At 45.6% G+C, this 20,760-nt stretch carries 17 protein-coding genes and 1 pseudogene; 16 read left to right on the top strand and 2 right to left on the bottom strand.

Annotated features, from left to right (window positions below; translation table 11 throughout):
* Positions 1-7: 7 nt before the first annotated feature.
* The 16 genes and pseudogenes from QTN94_RS11230 (at position 8) to QTN94_RS11155 (ending at position 17,940) form a co-directional block, all read left to right on the top strand.
* Positions 8-979, top strand: coding sequence for a ParB/RepB/Spo0J family partition protein (locus QTN94_RS11230; protein WP_331427689.1), 972 nt, complete (start codon positions 8-10; stop codon positions 977-979).
* Positions 980-1,071: 92 nt separating this feature from the next.
* The gene (locus QTN94_RS11225; RefSeq protein WP_331427688.1) at positions 1,072-3,060 is read left to right on the top strand and encodes a tRNA(Met) cytidine acetyltransferase TmcA; all 1,989 of its coding nucleotides are present in this window, start codon (positions 1,072-1,074) and stop codon (positions 3,058-3,060) included.
* A gap of 355 nt (positions 3,061-3,415) precedes the next feature.
* A complete protein-coding gene (locus QTN94_RS11220) occupies positions 3,416-3,712 on the top strand; it encodes an STAS domain-containing protein (protein ID WP_331427687.1) in 297 nt (98 codons plus the stop codon).
* Positions 3,705-4,064, top strand: a complete 360-nt coding sequence (locus QTN94_RS11215) for a response regulator (protein WP_138973058.1) — start codon at positions 3,705-3,707, stop codon at positions 4,062-4,064. Before QTN94_RS11220 ends, QTN94_RS11215 begins: the two co-directional genes overlap by 8 nt.
* Before the next feature lie 43 nt (positions 4,065-4,107).
* Entirely contained in the window at positions 4,108-6,171 is a 2,064-nt protein-coding gene (locus QTN94_RS11210) for a chemotaxis protein CheA (protein ID WP_331427686.1), read from the top strand.
* 105 nt (positions 6,172-6,276) lie between these two features.
* Entirely contained in the window at positions 6,277-6,744 is a 468-nt protein-coding gene (locus tag QTN94_RS11205) for a chemotaxis protein CheW (RefSeq protein ID WP_419723633.1), read from the top strand.
* Positions 6,741-7,211, top strand: a complete 471-nt coding sequence (locus QTN94_RS11200; RefSeq protein ID WP_138973055.1) for a chemotaxis protein CheW — start codon at positions 6,741-6,743, stop codon at positions 7,209-7,211. Before QTN94_RS11205 ends, QTN94_RS11200 begins: the two co-directional genes overlap by 4 nt.
* Positions 7,212-7,281: 70 nt before the next feature.
* A complete protein-coding gene (gene aer2, locus QTN94_RS11195) occupies positions 7,282-9,678 on the top strand; it encodes an aerotaxis transducer Aer2 (RefSeq protein ID WP_331427685.1) in 2,397 nt (798 codons plus the stop codon).
* On the top strand, positions 9,663-10,520 hold the full coding sequence (locus QTN94_RS11190; RefSeq protein ID WP_331427684.1) for a CheR family methyltransferase: 858 nt from the start codon (positions 9,663-9,665) through the stop codon (positions 10,518-10,520). Before aer2 ends, QTN94_RS11190 begins: the two co-directional genes overlap by 16 nt.
* 9 nt (positions 10,521-10,529) lie before the next feature.
* Positions 10,530-11,177, top strand: a complete 648-nt coding sequence (locus tag QTN94_RS11185; RefSeq protein ID WP_331427683.1) for a chemotaxis protein CheD — start codon at positions 10,530-10,532, stop codon at positions 11,175-11,177.
* On the top strand, positions 11,177-12,217 hold the full coding sequence (locus QTN94_RS11180; protein ID WP_331418062.1) for a protein-glutamate methylesterase/protein-glutamine glutaminase: 1,041 nt from the start codon (positions 11,177-11,179) through the stop codon (positions 12,215-12,217). The genes QTN94_RS11185 and QTN94_RS11180 overlap by 1 nt, the downstream gene beginning before the upstream one ends.
* Positions 12,218-12,245: 28 nt before the next feature.
* The gene (locus tag QTN94_RS11175) at positions 12,246-13,406 is read left to right on the top strand and encodes a methyl-accepting chemotaxis protein (RefSeq protein ID WP_331427682.1); all 1,161 of its coding nucleotides are present in this window, start codon (positions 12,246-12,248) and stop codon (positions 13,404-13,406) included.
* A gap of 38 nt (positions 13,407-13,444) precedes the next feature.
* The gene (locus QTN94_RS11170) at positions 13,445-13,744 is read left to right on the top strand and encodes an STAS domain-containing protein (RefSeq protein WP_138973049.1); all 300 of its coding nucleotides are present in this window, start codon (positions 13,445-13,447) and stop codon (positions 13,742-13,744) included.
* 17 nt (positions 13,745-13,761) lie between these two features.
* Entirely contained in the window at positions 13,762-15,465 is a 1,704-nt protein-coding gene (locus QTN94_RS11165; RefSeq protein ID WP_331427681.1) for an ATP-binding SpoIIE family protein phosphatase, read from the top strand.
* Positions 15,466-15,586: 121 nt separating this feature from the next.
* Positions 15,587-17,266 carry a DUF342 domain-containing protein gene (locus QTN94_RS11160; RefSeq protein WP_331427680.1) on the top strand — a complete coding sequence of 560 codons (1,680 nt, stop codon included), beginning with the start codon at positions 15,587-15,589 and terminating at the stop codon, positions 17,264-17,266.
* 94 nt (positions 17,267-17,360) lie between these two features.
* Positions 17,361-17,940, top strand: a pseudogene (locus tag QTN94_RS11155) (EamA family transporter).
* 25 nt (positions 17,941-17,965) lie between these two features.
* On the opposite strand, the gene QTN94_RS11150 reads toward QTN94_RS11155, so the two are convergent.
* Positions 17,966-19,678, bottom strand: coding sequence for a methyl-accepting chemotaxis protein (locus QTN94_RS11150; RefSeq protein WP_331427679.1), 1,713 nt, complete (start codon positions 19,676-19,678; stop codon positions 17,966-17,968).
* A gap of 304 nt (positions 19,679-19,982) precedes the next feature.
* A complete protein-coding gene (locus tag QTN94_RS11145) occupies positions 19,983-20,642 on the bottom strand; it encodes a nitroreductase family protein (protein WP_331427678.1) in 660 nt (219 codons plus the stop codon).
* Between the last annotated feature and the right edge of the window lie 118 nt (positions 20,643-20,760).

Raw genomic sequence — 20,760 nt, 5'->3', positions numbered from 1 at the left:
GTAGAAAATGGCAATTAAGACTTCAGATTTAAACGCGAGATTATTTGGTAAAGCGAATAAGCGCCATGTGACGACTCCACAAGAAGCGCAGCAAGCGGCGAAAGAGAAAGCTCAAATCATTGAGTTGTCGGTTGCGGGTGAAGAGAAGGTCGAGTTTGAGTTAGTTCGTATCCCGGCAGAGCAGGTGAGCGATAAGACCGTTGTTTTTGCAGAAAACGCGCGCGAGCAAGCGTTCTTAAATGAACACGCGCTATCAGATGTACTAGTCACACTTAAAGAACGTGGCCAGCAATATCCTGCTGTTGGGCGCAAGCGCGAAGACGGAAAAATCGAAGTGCTCGATGGTAGTCGTCGTCGCATGTCTTGTATCTTAGCTGGGCAAGAGTTCCTTATTTACGTTGGCGAAAACATCAGTACCGAGCATGCTAAGTTCCTGTCTGACGTTGCGAACGCGCACAAGCCACTTTCCTTGTATGAAAAAGGCAAGGAGATGCTCGCTAAACTGGAAAAAGGTGAAGCAGACGATCAGAAAGCACTGGCAAAAATGTTCCAGTGCAGTGAAGCGTTAGTCAGTGGTGCTCTTAAGGCTGCCGATTTGCCGTTAGAATTGCTGCAAGCTTACCCTAACGTTGCCGAACTTGGTCGTCCGACTATCGTGAAACTGCACAAGCAATTTAATGGTTTGGAGCAGAGCCAACAGAGTAAGCTGCTAGACAAGTGTCGCTCTAAGGACGGTTTTGTATGGCAGAGAAGCCAGTCTCAAGGTGTGGCTCGTATTACCAAAGAGGTGACTGAAACCATTGAAGCTTGGATTGAAGAGCTTGCGCCAAGTAAGAAATCGGCGGTAAGTAAAACCGATCTAGTAAAAGGTCGTGCAAGTTACAGTCGTAAAGGCAGCAACTTAACGCTCAACTTAAAGAAAGTTGATGACGCGTTGATGAAAGAGATCCTGGATCTTGTTGCAAGCAAACTGAATTGATGACAATGTTTGGTCAAATAAAGCCGCCTCTGGGCGGCTTTTTTTATGTCATAATGTCGGCAGATAAATACGATTGAAACAGTACCTATTGCATGAAAACCATACACGACTACTTTTCTCAGCTTCTCGTTATTGCCACTCAGCGTAATCACCGTTTTGGTGTCGTTGTTCGTGGAAGCGATGAGTGGCAACAGCAATGTCTTGTCGAGGTTGCTAGCCAAGTTGATCCATCGGCTATCTATCAATTGGGTGGCGATGCTTCAGTAGAAGTCAGTCGGTTCGCTAAGTTCAATAAGGGTCAGCAGTTGTTGGGGCAAGAGTGCCAACTGCTGATCTGTGATTTTCGTGCTGGCTTTGATGCCAACAGTTTTACCGCCGCAACAGGCTGTGTTCGAGGAGGCGGTCTGATTGTTATCGTCACCGCCAAAGAAGACAGAGAGCGTCTTGACCAAATGTGGTTGGCGAACGCATTGGATGGACTGATTCAGCTCCATCAAGATCAATCGTTGCCCCAACTACCTAGCACTAAGGTCAGTGATTTCGAGCCATATCAAGACCAACAACAAGCGATAGAGAAAATTATCAAAGTGGTGGAAGGTCACCGAAAGAGACCATTAGTGATGACCGCTGATCGTGGGCGCGGAAAAAGTAGTGCCCTAGGCATAGCTGCGGCTCAACTGATGCAATCTCGCACTCTACGCATCGTTGTTACCGCGCCAAGTATCGCAACCGTTCAACCTGTTTTTGAGCATGCCAGTCGTTTATTGAATGGCGTCAAGATGGACAACAACCAGCTGTGCTTTCAGCAGTCGATTCTTGAGTTTGTTGCGCCGGATGAGTTATTACGCAACCAAACTGAGCTTGATTGTCTATTGGTTGATGAAGCCTCGGCGATTCCAATTCCTATGCTGCAAAGTATGGTAGAACAATACCATCGAGCCGTCTTTTCAACGACGATTCATGGCTATGAAGGTTGTGGTCGTGGCTTTAGCTTAAAGTTTCAAACTTGGCTTAAACAGCAACGCCCAGGAACGTCCTTTTATCATCTGCAACAGCCTATAAGATGGGCGACTGATGACCCGTTAGAAAAGTGGTTGTTCGATAGTTTTCTGCTCAATAGTGAGTTGATGGATCTTTCCAGTCATGCTCAAGACCCTATCTTGCAGCGGGTAGACAAGCGTCAACTGATTTCTTCTCCTGAGATTCTTAACAACTGTTTCGCTTTGTTGGTCAACGCTCACTACCAAACTTCACCGAATGACCTGATGTTGTTACTCGCTGACGATGCGATTCACCTTTATACCGCATTCGATGGTGATATCTGCCTTGGATGTATTCTAGCGATTGAAGAGGGTAAGTTGACGAGTGATCTGCTTGAGCAGATTTGCATGGGTAAGCGTCGACCAAAAGGGCATTTGGTTGCGACAACTTTAGCAAACCAGCTTGGCATCACTGAAGCGGCGCAACAATCGAGCTTACGTATCATGCGGATTGCTGTTCATCCTCAAGGTCAAAGAAAAAGGATTGGACAGCAATTGATTCGTCAGTTGATACACAATAGCGACTATGACTTTTACTCCACCAGCTTTGGGGCGACGAGTGAATTGGTTCAATTTTGGCATCGCTGCGGTTTTGCGTCAGTTCGGCTGGGCAGCCAACGTGATCAAGCGAGTGGAACGCACTCTCTTGTGATGGTGAAAGGGAATGTCGATTGGCTTAATAGTGCGAGGACGCAGTTTTTTCATGGCTTCGATTATTCATTGAGTACTCTGTTTGCTCAACTTGAGATTGAACTCGTCCGTAGTTTAATCGCAAATAAAGATGCTTCCGTTGATAAACCTAGCTTCAACCCACTGATCGAGCGGTATTGCTTAGGCGGGGCAAGTTACGAAAGCGTCGCTCCCCATCTCTATTCTTGGTGGCAAGATACCCCTTCATTGGCAGGCAAAGTCAGCAACTTTTTCATACGCCTCGTGGTACAACGAAACACTTGGTCATCTTGTATCGCTGAATTTGGTTTTGCTGGCAGGAAGCAGGCAGAGCAAGTTTTTCGTCAGCAGTTAGGCGAGTTACTCACTTAACTCTCTCTACTCGCACTAAATCTACAAAATTTACACTGTAAAAGCGGTTCTGTGTGGAGCCATTTACAGTGTAAACCGCGTTGGTGTTTACACTGTAAATCGAAAACGTTTCAGAGTTTTGCATGTCGTTTTTCGAACGGCATTGGATAAAATTGTGAAAATTTATCCAACTGTGCAAACTTATGTAATTGATTAATTCTTAAAGAGAAAAGTTCTTATATCGCCTCTCTGCATCAAACTCTCACCCAAACTATCTAGTTTTACTTGCTTGCGCATTAATTATTCCTTCCTACACTCATCTTAAGCAATATGGATAATATCGGCTAGGAATAATAATAAAGTGAAGGTTGAAAACATGGACTGTTTATTACCTGCGTCATTGGACATCTCGACAGTGCTCGATAGCGCCAATGACTATAAGGCTTGGCTTGCTCAAGATACCAATCAACTTCATATCGATGCTTCACAGGTCAATCGCGTTGATGCTGCGGGGTTACAGGCATTGACCGCGTTATTCTTATCCGCTAAATCCCATAAGATCGATATTCGACTAGTAAAACCTACTCCATTACTAATCGAGGGTATTAATACATTAGGACTGCACGATCAGTTTGATATCAATAGTGAAGTTGGAGAACCGCAACATGACTAAAATACTAGCTGTGGATGATTCTGTGTCTATTCGCCAAATGGTCAGTCACACATTACGTGACGCTGGCTATGACGTAGAGACTGCAAACGATGGGCGAGACGCTCTAAGCAAAGTGACTTCAGCGAAATTCGATGTGGTCATTTCGGATGTCAATATGCCAAATATGGGTGGATTTGAGCTGGTTAAAGCGTTACGCGAAAAACCGCAATACAAGTTTATTCCAATTTTAATGCTGACCACGGAAACCAGTGCCGACAAGAAACAAGAAGGTAAGTCGGCTGGAGCGACAGGTTGGTTAGTAAAACCGTTTAATCCAGACACACTCCTAAAAACATTAAAACGTGTGATTTAAACGACGCTTCTCTCACATAGCAACGTCAATTGGTGAGGTTATTATGGCTTTAGACATGGAACAGTTACGCAAGATGTTTTACGAGGAATGTCGTGAAAATCTTGAAGTGCTTGAAGATGTGTTGCTCAATTTGGATCCTACCCATGTAGAAGATGAGTCAATCAATACGATTTTTCGTGCTGCTCACTCAATCAAAGGGGGAGCAGGAACGTTTAATCTGCTCGACATCAGCGAGTTCACTCATAGCGTTGAAGCTTACCTCGATCTCGTCCGCAATCATCAACGTAGTCTCAGTGCCGAAACGATCGACCTGTTACTGAAAAGCGGTGATTGTATCCACAGCATGCTTGAAGGTCATGAACAGGGGAGTGAAGTGAATGACGCTCTCAAGCAAGAAATAAGTCTCAAGTTAGTTGCCTTATTGAATGAGAACTCAATAGAGCCTCAGTCATCAAATGCTGAGCTAGCCGAAACGCAAAGCTCACCTGCCAACGAAAGTAACCAGCCTTGGCGAATCGTATTCACTCCGCATCAGGAGATGTTCTTTAGTGGTAACGATCCATTAAGGATTCTCCGTGAGCTGACTGAACTGGATGCGTCTTGTGTGATAGATGTCGACACGTCAAAACTACCTGATATTGAAGCCTTGGAGTCCGAACTTTGCTATCTCTCTTGGCATGCCACTATCAGCGGATTGGTTGAAGAGGAGCTTATTCGAGAGATTTTCGAGTGGGTTGAAGATGAATGTGACTTAACCGTCGAACGCATTGGTAGCAATGAATTGAGTGATGCTAGTGGTGCGTTGTGCGATGTTGTTCAAACAGCACCTCAAGTTGAGGCCGTCGAAAAGAAAACAGAAACTGAAGCGAAATCGACAAAGGCGGCAAAATCGGATTCCAGTGTGAGCTCTATCCGTGTCGACATAGACAAAGTCGACAGCCTGATTAACTTAGTTGGCGAATTGGTGATTACCCAGTCCATGCTCACTGAAATTGGCAATGACTTTACGATTGAGAAATTAGAGAAGCTCAAAACAGGCCTAGATCAACTGCTGCAAAATAGCAAAGACTTGCAAGAAAACGTACTCAATATTCGTATGTTACCGATGAGTTTTGCATTCAGCCGTTTCCCGCGTTTGGTGCGGGATCTATCGAGTCGTCTTGAGAAACAGGTGGATCTACAAATAAAAGGTGAGCAAACCGAACTCGATAAAACCGTCCTCGAGCGCATTGTCGATCCATTAGTCCACCTTGTTCGAAATGGTATTGATCATGGAATCGAACAACCATCGACGCGACTTGCAAGCGGAAAGCCGGAGGTCGGTGTCATTGAGTTGAATGCTTACCATCAGGGTGGCTCAATAGTGATTGAGATTAAAGATGATGGTGCAGGGCTGAACTGTGACAAGTTATGGGATAAAGCATTAGAAAAAGGTGTATTGGCTGCGGATTCTCGCCGCGACGAATATTCCGATAAACAGCTGATGAATCTGATTTTTGCGCCGGGTTTTTCAACCGCAGAACAAGTTTCCGATATTTCTGGACGAGGAGTCGGAATGGATGTTGTTCGCCGCAACATTGAGGAGCTCGGCGGACATATCGAGGTTGAATCTAAGCTGGGTGAAGGAAGTTGTTTCACGATTAGTTTACCTCTCACATTAGCCATTCTTGATGGCCAGTTAGTCAAAGTGGCGGGAGAGGTGTATGTCATACCTTTGCTGACGATTGTCGAATCAATTCAAATCGATCCTGCCTGTATCAAGATTGCTTCTGGTGGCATTGAACTTTATCGATTACGCGAAGAAAACATTCCTATTTTACGTCTCCAAGATGAGTTGGAGATGGGGGAGAGTGGAGCACTAGAGCAACGCATTCTCTGCTTTGTAGAGGCCGCTGGAAATCGAGTGGGTTTGTTGCTTGATGAATTGCATGACCAACAGCAAGTGGTGATCAAGAGCCTTGAATCAAACTACAGCAAGGTAGCTGGTATCTCAGGTGCAACGATTTTAGGAGATGGCTCGGTCTCTTTGATTCTCGATATCCAAGGGTTAATCACGAACTTCCTCAATCGTTCTTCCGAAGTCACTCACAACGGTATTGCGGCGTAAGGAGACGATATGGATGCAGTAATCACAGACATGGACAGTTCCGTTGGAATGAATGATGTCGCGAAAAAAAATATTGCTGAACAAGCGGAAGCGCTACTCGACAGCATGGGTGATGAAGTAAGTGAAAGCGCGGATTTTTTGAGTTTCGAACTGGCGCATGAACTGTATGGCGTTGAAATCAAAGATGTTGAAGAGATCCGTGTTTGGGAAAGACCAACGCCTATCCCCAGAGCTCCCAAGTTTGTTCTTGGTGTGATCAACCTACGTGGAATGATTGTTCCTGTTATCGATTTACGCTCTCGCTTCTCGGTTGGCAAATGTGAATATCTACCAACCACAGTTGTGATTGTACTTCGTTACAGTGACAGTGAAAGAGATCGTTTGATGGGGTTGGTTGTTGATGCCGTGAGCGATGTCGTCAGTCGCGGACACAATGAACTCTATCCGGCAGTCGGTGAGTCAATGGTCACGCCCTACCTACAAGGTTTAATCAATGTTGGCGAGCAGGTGATGTCACTGCTCAACACGGAAGAGTTACTCAATATTGAACGCATACTGAGGGCCGAATCATGATCGCGACGCAAGAGTTTCTTAGTTTTGTACTTGAAGGTGAAGAGTACGGCGTACCGATTTTGGATGTGCGAGAAGTTCGCGGTTGGAACCCCGTCAGAGAGGTGCCAAATTCCCCGGCGTACATGAAAGGTGTGCTTGAGATCCGAGGAGAGTATGTGCCGATTGTTGATTTACGAATGCGCTTTGGTTTAACGCCCGCAACAATAGGTGTCACAACGGTTGTGATTGTTCTGAATGATACCCAAAAACACCCACTTGGCATTATTGTCGACGGTGTTTCAGAAGTGTACCCGTTGACTGAAGAACAGATAAAACCATCACCACACGTATCCTCGGATGTTGATCATAGCTATGTCCGTGGCATCGCCTCGGTGAGCAATGGTCATTTAGTACTTATTAATTTAGACGCTTTGTTCGATCCGGCAGAGCTAGCAGTACCCAACCAAGCGGAAGAGAGTTGGGCTTAATGCCAATCTGAATGCGGTTTATTCGTTTTGGTAGTACACGTCAGAAGAAGCAACCAGTGAGAGGTAACTCATGGCATTTTGGAATAAACAACTAGGGCCTGCGGCTCAATTCGTAGTACCAACGCAGGACACGCTAACCGACGAGTTCCTGCCTGAAGAAGAGCAAGGAATATCGAAGGAGCAACTACTCTCGGCACTCAACACAGCTCAAACCGCTCTGATGATGATTGACCGTGATTTCAATATCACATATCTCAATCAGAAGTCCGTTGATCTGCTCAAGATGCATGAGGCTCTGTTTCAATCGATTTGGCCAAACTTTAAAGCAACCGAAGAGTTCTTACTGGGCTATTGCATAGACTTGTTTCACACCAATCCGAGTCATCAACGACAGATGCTATCCAATCCATCTAACTTACCTTACACCACGACCATCACGGTCAAAGACGTTAAGATTGAACTGAATGTAGGGGCGATTATAGATGCAACCGGTACGTATGTAGGTAACACGTTAGAATGGTCTGACGTAACGGAAGCGCTTAAGCAGAAGAATGATATTGCCCGCTTACAAGCCGCGGTGAATCAGGCACAAACCGCGATGGTCATGATAGACAGAGACCTGTTAATCACTTACGCCAACCAAGAAACCATTAATCTGTTTAGCAAGCATGAAGCAACCATGCGTTCAGTATGGGCAGGATTTACGGCCAGTGAAGAGTGGTTAGTGGGGCGTTGTATTGACGAGTTCCATCGCAATCCGGCTCACCAAAGACAACTGCTGGCTGATCCGAATAACTTGCCGTACAGCACTGACATTAGCATCAAAGATCTAAAGATTGAGTTAAATGTTGCTGCGATTAATGACGCTCAGGGCAACTATATTGGTAATACGCTTGAGTGGCGTGATGTGACTGAAGAGCGAGCAAAAGAAGAAGAGATTGGTCGATTGGCCTCTGCGGTTGCTGGCATGACAACCAATATTATGATGGCTAACAAAGAGGGCATCATTACGTATCTCAATCCTGCATTACACAATTTGCTCCGCAGCCGAGAAAGTGATCTTCAGAAAGTTCTACCAGGATTTGATGCCAGTAATCTGGTTGGAAAAAACATCGACATCTTCCATAAGAATCCAGGCCACCAGCGCAACATCATTACCAATCCTGATCGCCTCCCTTTCTCCTCCAATATTGCGGTCGGCGGATTGGAATTTAACCTCACCTGTATTGCGATGCGAGATGGGCAGGGCAACTACATAGGGCCAGCATTGCAATGGGTTGATATCACTGAACAGCAAGATGGTCAGCGTCAGGTCGAATCCTTGATTCAAAAAGCCATTGCCGGTGACTTGAGTGAACGTATTGATACCAGCGTTTATAACGGCTTTATGAAAGAGTTGGGCGATGGCATCAACAACTTACTCGATACCATGGTTGTTCCGTTAGGCCAGTGTATTGATGTCATGAGTCAGGTGGCGGAAGGTAATCTCAACACCACTATGCCCGAAGATAACACGGGTGAGTTTGCTCGTCTGTCCAATGCCGTGAACACCTCCATTCTTAACCTACGCAATATGGTTGACAAAATTACTCAGTCATCGGCTCGCGTTGCGACTGCCTCTACGGAGATTGCAGAAGGCAACAATGACTTGAGTCAGCGCGTCGAAGCTCAAGCCTCTAACTTAGAAGAGACAGCGGCGAGTATGGAGCAAATGACCGCAACAGTGCGCCAAAATGCGGATAACGCCAAAGGAGCCAACGAGCTATCGGATGATGCGGCTAAAAAAGCCAGTAAAGGGGGTGAAGTGGTTGGTCAGGCGGTGTCTGCAATGGCCGAGATCAATACCGCGAGTAAGAAAATTGCCGACATCATTGGCGTGATAGATGAGATTGCTTTCCAAACGAACTTATTGGCACTCAATGCCGCCGTGGAAGCCGCTCGTGCTGGTGAACAGGGTCGTGGTTTTGCTGTTGTTGCTGGTGAAGTCCGTAATCTCGCACAGCGCAGTGCGGCGGCGGCGAAAGAGATCAAAGGCCTAATCAAAGACAGTGTTGAAAAAGTCGACGAAGGTTCACGTCTGGTTGATGAATCGGGAGAAACGCTCAATGAGATTGTAGAAGCCGTAGAGAAAGTGACAGAGCTGATTGCACAGATTGCCTCTTCAAGTCAGGAGCAGTCTACGGGTATTGATGAAATCAATCGAGCGATAGCAACAATGGATGAGATGACACAGCAGAATGCGTCATTGGTTGAAGAAACCTCCGCGGCGAGTCAATCACTCAAAGACGAAGGCAAGCAACTGCTGCATCTGATGAACTTCTTTGCGACGGACAACAATGTGACCACCTTTGAATCTAAGTCGTTGGACAAAGTGAGAGACAACAATGTTCGCGAAATTAGAACACCAAAGGTTGCCAATTCTAGCTTCAAGCTTGAAGAGGATGGGGACGAATGGGAAGAGTTCTAGTTCAGGCTGAAAACTCGGTGGCTGATAAGAGTGAGTTTGAACTGACGGATAAAGACTTCAAGTTTATTCAATGGTTCATGCATAAAAACGTCGGCATCTTCTTTTCAGATCGAAAGAGAACCATGGTTTATGGCCGGATTAGTCGCCAGCTACGGCGACTAGGCCTACGTCGTTTTCGCGATTACCGACCCATGATTGAGCAGGACCCGTCGGAGCAAGCCAACTTTATCAATTGCCTGACAACCAATAAAACTCAGTTCTTTCGCGAGTATCACCACTTTGAGTTTCTTGAAAAGGTACTTGTTAAAGAGTGGCGAGAACAAGGACTGAGCAAACTCAGAATTTGGTCCGCAGGTTGTTCAACCGGAGAGGAGCCGTACAGCTTTGTGGCTTCTCTCCATTGGGCACAGGCGTTCGACCAGTTTGAAGATATCAGACTGACTGCGACGGATTTGGATACCAAAGTATTGCAACATGCGCAGCGTGGAATCTATAGCGATGACGCGATTAAAACGATACCGAGTAAGTATCTTAAACCGAGTTTTGTCCGTGGTACTGGGGCACAGCAGGGCAACATTAAGTGTCGCATTGGATTGCAAAAATACATTCAGTTTCGTCAGTTGAACTTACTGGAGAGTTGGGATTTTTCAGAGCCCTTTGATCTGATCTCATGTCGGAATGTGATGATCTATTTCGACAGACAGACCCAAGCAAAATTGATCAAACGTTTTTATCAACAACTCAAACCAAATGGCGTGCTCTTTATTGGTCATTCAGAGAGTGTCCCTGCGAACCTTGATCTGTTTCACCATGTTGGGCACACCATTTACGTAAAAAAATAGGCAATAACAATGATCAGTTCGAGGCTAGTAACACCAAAATATGAAAACAGTCACTTCAATCGCTTTTACCATCCAACCCAAGAAAAGCACATAGTGAAGTTGTTACCAGGAGGGATATATAGCACAAAAGCGCAAGACGAGTTGATCGCGACAGGGCTAGGGTCGTGTGTCGCGGCTTGTATGTGGGATGCCAATGAAGGGATTGGTGGAATGAATCACTTTTTGTTGCCATTTGACAGCAAGTCTCAGCTCAAATCATGGAATCCAGAGGAGGTCGTCTCTACTGCTTCTCGTTATGGGAGCTATGCGATGGAAATGTTGCTTAATGCCATGCTCGCTAGAGGCGCTAAGCGATCTTCCTTGCAGGTGAAGGTCTTTGGAGGGGCGCAAATGTTAGGGCGCAACTCGATGATAGGGGAAAAGAACGTCGCATTTATTCTTAATTACATTCAACAAGAAGGAATGAATGTGACAGCACAAGATCTAGGAGGTCTTGAACCTCGGAAAGTCATTTTTGACCCGATAAGTGGTAGGGCGTGGTTAAAGAGAATTCCGTTTACAGAAGTGCACCTCCTACAGCACCAAGAAGAAAAATATGCCAGTCAGTTGGATAGGGAAAGTCATCGCCCACATGACGATGACGTGGAGCTGTTTTAATGAGAAAAATTAAAGTACTTATTGTTGATGATTCGCCAGTCTTCAGAGCTTTACTACAACAACTGATCAACTCAGATCCTGATTTAGAAGTGGTTGCCATGGCAGAAGACCCCTTTCAAGCACGAGAGTTGATCAAGCAACATAATCCCGATGTGCTGACACTCGACATCGAAATGCCAAAAATGAATGGTGTCCAGTTCTTAAAAAACTTGATGCGTCTAAGACCGATGCCTGTGGTGATGATTTCCACTCTTACTCAACATGGGGCAGGGCCGACACTGGCGGCATTAGAGCTTGGCGCGGTAGATTATTTCCCTAAACCAGCGGTAGAAAGTACGGCTGATATGGTGAACTATAAAGCGTTGGTTAACGAAAAAATCAAGATGGCGGCGGGAGCGAATGTTGCAACGTCTTCAGCACACAATTCGGCCGTTAAGCTCGCGGCCCCTAAGCATAATCACAAAGTAGAAGTGATTGCAATCGGCGCATCAACCGGTGGAACTGAAGCGGTAAAACAAGTGCTATCTACGTTGCCGTCTGGGTTACCCCCGATCATTATTACCCAACATATCAGTGCTATGTTCTCCTCTTCTTTTGCTGAACGTCTCAATGAACATAGTGATATTGAGGTTAAGGAGCTCACCGCTAATCGAGCCCCATTGACCAATGGCTGCGCCTATCTTGCTCCGGGTGACAAACATATCGTTGTTGTTCGACGTGGTACTCACCTCTACTGTCAGCTCGATGATCGTCCCGCCGTCAACCGACACAAGCCTTCCGTTGATGTCATGTTTGATGCGGTGGCAGAAACGGTAGGCAAAAAAGCCATAGGTGTGATCTTGACGGGGATGGGACAAGATGGAGCCAGAGGCATGCTTCGGATGAAAGAGCAGGGGGCGAAAACCATCGCTCAGGACCAAGCCTCTTCCGTCGTTTGGGGAATGCCTCGTGTCGCGGTAGAAATGGATGCAGCAATGTCAGTGGTTGACCTCAACAGCGTTGCTGAGCAGATATGCCACTACTTATCTAGCGATTCATAGTTTGGGCTTACAACATCAAGGAAGAACGATGAAAACAAAAATAAGCAAAATCAAAACCCGCTACTTCATCGCTGTTGGCTTACAAGTATTGCTCTTGTCGATTGCTGTGAGTATGTCCTCCTCTATCGCCCATGTTGCTTTGATGGTGTTGGCTGCGGCAATCCCATGGCTGGTCATGCCAAAGCAAATGAATAACAGTGAATCGAGTGCTCAAGCGGTGGCAACGCCAAGCCAAGTGAATACCACACCTAAGGAAGTCTATCCGTTACTTACGGTGCTTTCTCAGCAACTAAAAGAGCCTTTAGATCATCAGAGAAGTGTGGTGGATGAGTCAGTGGAGACTCTCAACGAAAGCTACTTTGAACTACAAAAACTTGCGGAGGGGCAAAATCAGATCACCGCTGAATTGGTCGACAATCTGCTTGGCAGCCGTGATAGCGATAGCGACATTAGTCAGGTACTGCCTAAAACTGAGGCAATCATTCGTCAGTTTGTCGATACTCTTGTGGATGTCTCAGAGAAAAGTATCTCGGCGGTACATAGTATTCATGATATGTCGGATAAATTGGATGCCGTATTCCGCTTGCTGGAGCAAGTGAGAGGCCTGTCTGAGCAGACAAATTTGTTGGCGTTAAACGCAGCAATAGAAGCAGCTCGGGCTGGTGACGCTGGACGCGGATTCGCTGTTGTGGCTCAGGAGGTACGCAACTTATCGGTGAAAGCAGAAGAATTAAATACCCAGATTGAAGCTGAGATCAGTGTGGCTCAAAAAACGGTTAAAGAGGCGAACAAAACCGTTGGTGAAATGGCCTCTATTGATATGACCGAGGCCATTGAGTCGAAGGAAAAAGTCGATGACATGTTGCGAGGCGTACAGCAGGTAAATATATCTGTAGAGCAGGAGGTACAGAAAATCCGTTCCAGTGGCGAGTTGTTGCACGCCCAAGTTGATAACGGAATTCGTGCTTTACAGTTTGCCGATATCATTGTCCAGCAAGGTGATTACGCCAAGCAAACCGTGGGCTATCTACAGCAGTTTGCTGAGCTCTGCCAACAGTGGACAACCAATGGTATCGATTTTAATGATTTCACATTGGCGTTAGTCGAATTACAGGAGCAAGTTGACAATCGTGGTGCTCCAGCGGCTTCTCAAGAAAGCATTGACGAAGGAGAGGTTGAACTGTTCTGAACTCTTGAGTTGTCTAACTATTTCACAAGGAGATAAACATGTCAGTTGAAGCACAGGTAGACGCTGCGGCGAAACATATAACAATACTGATTGAGGGCGCTTTTGGGTTCAATTTGGTGCAGGACTTTAGGCGCTGTTATAACGACCGACAAGAGTTTCGTTTTACGATAGATCTAAGAAAAGTTGATTACATCGATAGTGCTGGATTAGGCATGTTGCTCAATATGCATAATTACTTAGGCCAAGACGATGGCATGATCAAAATAACCAACACCTTGCCACAAGTTAGAAAGATTTTGACCATTTCTCGATTCGACAAGAAGTTTGTCATTGAATGAAAAGCTGAGGAGGTCGTATGCATGTAATGATTGTTGATGATCATGCTACGAACAGAGAGCTATGCCGCTTTATGCTTAGCGATCTCTCTGATGTTGTAAGCACATTTGAAAATGGCGAAGGCGTGGTTCAGGCGATGTTGGAAATGGATGACTTGCCTGATGTCATCTTGCTTGACGTGATGATGCCTGTCAAAGACGGCATCACGACTGCAAGCGAGATTCGGCAGGCTTTTCCTGATGTCCATATACCGATCATTTTCCTCACAGTATTAGACGATCATGCATCTTTTGAACGTTGCCTGAAATATGGCGATGATTTTATTCTCAAGCCCGTCGAACGGAGTGTTTTGCTGGCAAAAGTTCAAGCGCACTATCGCATTGTTAAGATGCATAATGAAGTAATGGAACATCGTGATGAACTCAGCCAGTTCCATGAACAGGTACGATATGATTACGCGATCGCTGAGTCCATTTTCTCTAATCTTATGATAGAAATGAGTTCTCAGGTAAAAAGTATCTTTGGCATTAATTACCTCTCAACCCCATCTACCGTATTTAACGGTGACTTAATCGTTGTGGCAAATCGTCCTCATGGGGGTGTTTATGTCATGATCGCTGATGCGACCGGCCATGGCTTACCTGCCGCAATCTCTGCCATACCGGCTACACGTGCGTTCTTTTCCATGGCACCAAAGGGGCTTTCTTTAGGAGAGATTGCTCGGGAGATTAATGAAGTTTTAGTCCGTTTCTTACCTATGGGCATGATGTTGGCGGCAAGTATCTTTGAGGTACGTGCCAATGGGTTTGAAGTCTCTTGGTGGGGGGGAGGGCTTCCTGATGGTTACTTGATTGAGCGAGATGGTTCAATAGTCCGTCGACTGACTTCCACTCACATGCCATTGGGGGTTCTACAACCTCATGAGTTTGAATCGGACTTGGTGCATTTCAAATTGGAACCAGACCAACAGATCATCTGCTATACCGACGGTGTTATCGAAGCGATGAATGAGGAAGGTGAACAATTTGGTCAGCAGCGTTTAGAGAAGGCATTTTTGTCAAATCGAGCCATTATCCCAACCTTGTATGATTCCGTTCGTCAGTTTGCGAACAAGCCTGTTGGGGATGACTTATCCATTCTTGCCATGCGGTTTCCTATCTCCAACGGCAATGTTCAAGAACCACCGCCAAATAGCACGATGATCAATCAGATTCCCAGCCAATCTAAGCTACGCTTAGATGGAGAAGTATTGCGCAATGTTTCCGTGATGATTGAAGTGCGTAAGTTCGTGGCAGGCATACTGCATGGAGGAGGGCATTTGGACTTGGTATGTTCTGTGCTCTCAGAGCTGTTTGCCAACGCGATTGAGCACGGGCTGTTAAGACTTGATTCTGCGATAAAAGAAGAGCCTGATGGTTTTTTCTTGTTCTATCAACTGCGAGAGGAAAAGCTAAAAGAGTTGGAAGACAGTGCTTGGACAGAACTCAGCATCAATTTTTTACCTAAAGAAGAAAAGTTGATCATGGAACTTGAGCATAATGGAGAAGGGTTTGATTATCAGAAAAATTATGGTTCAAGTCAGGAAAAACAGCCGCTCACCCACGGACGCGGTATTGTTCTTGCTTCGGAATTGTGTGATTCACTAGAGTATTCAAAGCAGGGGCGCAGTGTCACCGCAGTATATTCGTTAAAAGCGACTCATCACTTTCCGAGCTCTAGCTAACGTTATTTACAGTGTAAAAACATCATGTAGTGATATATGCCTGAAATTGTCACTATTTTGATACAGTGATGAGGATTAATTTTATACACTCGGCCTAGAAGGAACTTAAAGGCAGAATGGCATGTGGGATAAGTTTGTTGCTTTTTCTGATGATAACAAACAAGTTATCGCGAAGTTGTTACCCGATATCACGGTTGATAAGAATTTTGACAGTCGCGGTTTGAGTGAAGCGTTGTCAGCAATTGGCGCTGGAGACTTATTTGTGCTTGAAGACGAAGTCACTCGTTTTATTCATTGCGCAAAAGAGATGAAAAGCGAAGCCTATGTTGGCATCACGGTTGCTGAGGTACGCAATGCTTGTGTCGAAGTCGTTCTTTCTGATCATGACATGCTTGCTAGTATGGTTGTCACTGGTGCCTATCGTGGGCAACCACTCAGAGGCCCACAAATTGTTCACGCTTTGGCTCAAATGCATGTGACTAAAGGGATCAATAAGCTCGCCTTGAAAAAAGTACTGGTCATGAGCCATCAGTTGAAACCTGGAGAGACGTTCACTCAAGCCGTCGCACAAGGCAAGCAACCTAAACAGGGTGTAGACGCCAAATTTGTTCCTTTGGTCAAAGATCCCACCAAACAAGTTCTCGCGCCTAAAGAATCTTCCGTTGATGGTAAAGTCGATATGCTTAACTTGGGCGAGACGATCAATGTTTCACAAAATGACCCTTTAATGAAACGGGTTCCTGCTACTAAGGGGTTGCCTGGGATGACGGTGCTTGGCAAAGTCATTCCACCTAAGCCGGGTAAAGATGCGGTGTTTAAGGTCGGCAAGGGCACGATGATCTCCCCTGATAATCCCAATCTGTTAATTGCCTCCGTTTCGGGCATGCCGATTCTCAAAGAGCGTGGTGTTGAGGTTGAAGATGCACTATGCCTCCCTACCATTGGTGTGGCGACGGGGCATGTTAAATTCAAGGGCAATGTTGTCGTCCTCGGCAATGTCGAGTCAGATATGGTCGTGAGGGCGACAGGGAATCTCACGGTTGGTGGCTTTATTGAATCAGCCGATATCCAAGTTCAAGGTGATATCGAAGTGGCTAAAGGGATCATTGGCCATAACGTTTCTGAAGGTGAGAAGAAAAGCTGTATCGTAAAATCGGGTGGTTCTATTACCGCCAACTATGCGCAGTTCGCCGAACTACAGGCTGCAAATGACATTCACCTTAGTGTCCACTGTATGGGTAATGAAGTTCGTTGTGGACACAATCTCGTGGTTTGTGACGCCAACGAAAAGCAGGGCACTTTAAGTGGTGGCTCTGCTAAAGTGGGCGGCAAGGTGACGTGCGTAAATCTCGGTGTAGAAGGCGATACCGCTACCTACGTGCATGCTTTTGCTCGCTTTCAAATGTATAAAGAGCGTCAAGCTAAGCTCAAAGAACAATATACTCAAGCTCAAGAAGGGACTATGGGTATTATCCGCAAAGAGCTGGAATTCAAAAAAACGCCCAAGTCAGAGCGTACTCCCGAACAAGAACAGAAGTTAGAGGCAGACAAGCAGGAAGCCAATGCTCATCTCGAGAAGGTGAAACATGCTCGAGACACTAATGATCAAGAGTTAGAAGTCGCGTTGGCTGAGTGTACCTTAGAGGCTAAGAACAAAGTGTTTACTCACGTAACGGTTCAGTTTGGCGATGAAAAGGTGATCACCAAACGCGTCCGAGGCGCGAGTATTTTTAGTTTCAATCAATATGAAATCAAACGTTCATCGATGTTTGAGGAAGAAGACCTAGAGCAAGACGATTGATTCTTTAGACTTAGACGCTATTAATCATAATCAATGCTGCTATCGCCCCTATGGTTTGCCGATATACTTTAGTTGGACTTAAATGGGATGGCACATGTCTAATTCAATCAATCTGATTTTGGCTTTGATCGCTTTTGCTGCGAACTCGTTTTTTTGTCGTTTTGCTCTGGCTGAAGAGGCGATAGATCCGGGGTCTTTTACCTTCATCCGATTGTTATCAGGTGCAATTACTTTAGCGGTGATTTTGGTGATACGCCGCGATCTTGATGATGTTGTCCGGTATTTGTTGGGCTGCTTTTACGTTGTTGGGACGCACGGCGGCGGCACCTTCACTCTCAATTACGCATGGTTTTGTACTGGCGAGCGTCATTGCTTTAGTGCTGAGTCCATGGCTTGTTCATACCGCAACCCTCACGCTGAGCGGGGTGGGATGGGCATTGTTGTCGGGAATTTTCGCATCTGGATTTGGTTATATTCTTTGGTATCGAGTAGTGAAACAGATATCGATGTTGCAGGCCTCTGTCGCTCAACTTAGTGTGCCCGTTATTGCGTTTGCAGCGGGTAGTATTGGCCTTGGCGAGACGATTACAACGAGTTCCGTAATCGCAGCGTTACTTGTGTTAAGTGGTATTGCTGTGATTTTTGTTGCAAAAGAAAACGCTGACCCAGAGTGAGATGATCTGGGTCAGCAGCTTTTGATTAAACGCGATAATGTTCGATTTCATGGTGAAGCAGTTCTGTGAGCTCGGCTAACTCTTGCGTCGCCGCACTGCTTTGCTCCGCTCCCACCGCTGTTTGATTGGAAATTTCGCTGATACTCGATATGTTAGTGTTTATCTCTTCAGTCACTAGACTTTGTTGTTCTGCGGCAGTCGCAATTTGGACATTCATCGCCGTGATTTGATCGACACTCGACTTAATCAAATTGAGTGCATCGCCTGCTTCACGAGCTTTTTCAACCGTAGACAACGCATTTTGTGCGCCGATTTCTAAACGTTGGGTCGATTCACGGCTGCCATTTTGCAAACGCTGAATGGTCTCGAGTATCTCTTGCGTTGACTGTTGAGTTCGACTGGCGAGTGTTCGTACTTCGTCAGCCACCACCGCAAAACCTCGTCCTTGTTCTCCTGCCCGCGCCGCTTCGATAGCGGCGTTGAGTGCCAGCAAGTTAGTCTGTTCTGAAATCCCCTGAATCACATCGACCACACTGCCGATCTCTTCTGAGTGCTTCGCCAACTGGTGCATCGCGTTGACAGAGTCTTGCATTTCTCTCGATAGTTTTTCAATCAAGTCGATACTTTCCGTCACCACTTTCTGACCGCTTTCAGCGGCCTGATCCGCCTGTTCAGAAGCTTGTGCCGCTGATGAGGCGCTTTGCGCGACTTCATGAACCGTAGCGGTAAACTCATTGATGGCCGTTGCGATTTGCTCGGTTTGCGCTTGCTGCGTCAGGATGTTTTGTTTGGTCTGTACTGCGACGGCTGAGCTCTCTTCGGCAGAGCGTGCTAATTGACTGATGGAATCACGGTTGGTCTGCACAACATGCTGAAAACTGCTCACAATATTGTTGACTGAGTCAGCAATACGAGCAAACTCATCGTTTCCACTCAGAGATAAACGCTGGGTCAGATCCCCTTGGGCAATTTGCCCTGAAGAGGTCTCTAGTTGGGTCACGGCAGCGTTAATGCGTTTTACTACTACGGTGGAAAGGCCAATGATCACGACCAGAGAAATCAGTGTGATACCGCTTACCGCAACGATAAAGTGACGGGTGTTTTCATTGGCCTGATTAAAACTGTTTTTACCTTCGTTTACCTGCATTGTGAAAAAGGTTTCTGCGAATTTGTAAGCCTCGTTAAACAACGGATTTATCTCATTCAGAAGGATGAGGTTGGAGCCGTTAAAGTCACCAGAATTCAATTTGGCGATGGCGGGTTCAAAACCTTGGTTGGTAATATCGTCAATGACTTTTGCTAGATTAGTGACAACGGTTTTTTCTTCTGCGCCAAGCTCGGACTTTAATAGTTCGTTATCAATAATATGATGCAAGGTTTTCAGTGAGGTCTGAATCTGATCAATATGGAACTGCAAAGGGTGGTCATGCATTGCTGCCGTGTCCGATGAAGGATCATGTTGAAATGAGAGTAGCAATGCGCTTCGGGCATTACTTAGTTCGTCAATGACTCGACTGGTTCTTATAGTATGTTGCATCCCTTGGCTATACAGTTCTTCAATAAAACTGGCAGATGTCTGCATACCGGATATGCCTTTATAGCCTAAGAACAAGAAGGCAATGAAGGTCAGTAAGATCGCCAATTTTAGTTTGGTACTTACTTTAGCGAACAGCGAGGAGAAACCTTTGCGGGTGAGTTGTGTGTTTTCCGGACTCTGCTCTCGCGAAACTGATGTCATGACGTATCCTCAATTAGTATATTTATTTTTCCTAATATTAGATAAATTGGATAAACTAATCCTCTCTTCAAATTGACTCAGATCATCAAAATAATTTTCTTGTTATGAGCTAGCCCTAAAATGTTAGGTCGCGCATGTTTTTAGAGTCCAAGATGAAATAGTCATTAGCGTGATGAATGGAAGCAAAAAGGCTTCCTTAAAGGAAGCCTTGTGATTTTGTGTGGCTCACTGAATGTGAGTCATGCGGTTTAGCGGTGATATTGGCAACGATCGTGCGTTTCGCCATAGTATCCGCTCCGATGCTTTAAAGTGTTGTGATAACGTCTTCAATAGGCAAACGAGCTTTTGGCAGACCGTGGTTATAGTCTTCACCTTCTTTGTGGTAGCCCATTGCAAGTGCAAAATCACATACGTATCCGTCTAGCTCTTCTTTGAATACGTCACCGATTAGCTCGGCATCAACCCCTTCCATTGGTGTCGAAGCAATCCCCAAGCGTGCCAGTGTGTGTAAGGTATTACCTAGGGCAATGTAAGTTTGAGCTTTCGTCCAATTTCCGTTGTAGCCTGCCTCATCGGTATTCAGTTCAGCAAAACCGAATGCGCCATTTAGCATGTCGTTGTATCGCTCTGCTGGTAAATGACCTGATGTCACTTCAGCATCGACAACTTTTTTGTACTGCTCTTTGGTATAACGTGGGTTATGGGCAAACAAAATCGTATGTGATGCTTCTTTTGCGTGTGGTTGATTAAACGCAAACTTATTGGCAAACGTGTCGTGAAATCTTTGTTTTGCTTCATTACTCTCTAGCACGATAAATTTCCATGGTTGCGAGTTAATTGATGAAGCAGATAGGTGGATCGCTTGCTTGATGGTTTCGATATCCTGCGCTGAAATGCGTTTGGTCGCGTCATATTTTTTAGCGGTGTAGCGAGTTTCTAAATCTTTGATAATTGGATGAGTCATATGGGCTCCTAACTTTCTCTATATTGGCGCCAATTGCCGTCAGCGTCTCTTGATGAGGGTAATTTACGTCATGATAACTAACGGAAAAATAGCGATATTTGCCAATCACTATGGAACT

It is taken from the genome of Vibrio sp. M250220 (assembly GCF_036533795.1).
GTDB lineage: Bacteria > Pseudomonadota > Gammaproteobacteria > Enterobacterales > Vibrionaceae > Vibrio.
Note: the sequence above shows the minus strand (reverse complement) of the source record. Positions and strands in the feature narration are given on the sequence as shown.

What these genes read in the sequence shown, in the direction of transcription:
- QTN94_RS11220 (WP_331427687.1), top strand. Translation starts at nt 3,416, where the DNA reads ATGGACTGTTTATTACCTGCGTCATTGGACATCTCGACAGTGCTCGAT.
- QTN94_RS11190 (WP_331427684.1), top strand. Translation starts at nt 9,663, where the DNA reads ATGGGAAGAGTTCTAGTTCAGGCTGAAAACTCGGTGGCTGATAAGAGT.
- QTN94_RS11185 (WP_331427683.1), top strand. Translation starts at nt 10,530, where the DNA reads ATGATCAGTTCGAGGCTAGTAACACCAAAATATGAAAACAGTCACTTC.
- QTN94_RS11160 (WP_331427680.1), top strand. Translation starts at nt 15,587, where the DNA reads ATGTGGGATAAGTTTGTTGCTTTTTCTGATGATAACAAACAAGTTATC.
- QTN94_RS11170 (WP_138973049.1), top strand. Translation starts at nt 13,445, where the DNA reads ATGTCAGTTGAAGCACAGGTAGACGCTGCGGCGAAACATATAACAATA.
- QTN94_RS11225 (WP_331427688.1), top strand. Translation starts at nt 1,072, where the DNA reads ATGAAAACCATACACGACTACTTTTCTCAGCTTCTCGTTATTGCCACT.
- QTN94_RS11150 (WP_331427679.1), bottom strand. Translation starts at nt 19,678, where the DNA reads ATGACATCAGTTTCGCGAGAGCAGAGTCCGGAAAACACACAACTCACC.
- QTN94_RS11180 (WP_331418062.1), top strand. Translation starts at nt 11,177, where the DNA reads ATGAGAAAAATTAAAGTACTTATTGTTGATGATTCGCCAGTCTTCAGA.
- QTN94_RS11205 (WP_419723633.1), top strand. Translation starts at nt 6,277, where the DNA reads ATGGGTGATGAAGTAAGTGAAAGCGCGGATTTTTTGAGTTTCGAACTG.
- QTN94_RS11210 (WP_331427686.1), top strand. Translation starts at nt 4,108, where the DNA reads ATGGCTTTAGACATGGAACAGTTACGCAAGATGTTTTACGAGGAATGT.
- QTN94_RS11230 (WP_331427689.1), top strand. Translation starts at nt 8, where the DNA reads ATGGCAATTAAGACTTCAGATTTAAACGCGAGATTATTTGGTAAAGCG.
- QTN94_RS11165 (WP_331427681.1), top strand. Translation starts at nt 13,762, where the DNA reads ATGCATGTAATGATTGTTGATGATCATGCTACGAACAGAGAGCTATGC.
- QTN94_RS11175 (WP_331427682.1), top strand. Translation starts at nt 12,246, where the DNA reads ATGAAAACAAAAATAAGCAAAATCAAAACCCGCTACTTCATCGCTGTT.
- QTN94_RS11200 (WP_138973055.1), top strand. Translation starts at nt 6,741, where the DNA reads ATGATCGCGACGCAAGAGTTTCTTAGTTTTGTACTTGAAGGTGAAGAG.
- aer2 (WP_331427685.1), top strand. Translation starts at nt 7,282, where the DNA reads ATGGCATTTTGGAATAAACAACTAGGGCCTGCGGCTCAATTCGTAGTA.
- QTN94_RS11215 (WP_138973058.1), top strand. Translation starts at nt 3,705, where the DNA reads ATGACTAAAATACTAGCTGTGGATGATTCTGTGTCTATTCGCCAAATG.
- QTN94_RS11145 (WP_331427678.1), bottom strand. Translation starts at nt 20,642, where the DNA reads ATGACTCATCCAATTATCAAAGATTTAGAAACTCGCTACACCGCTAAA.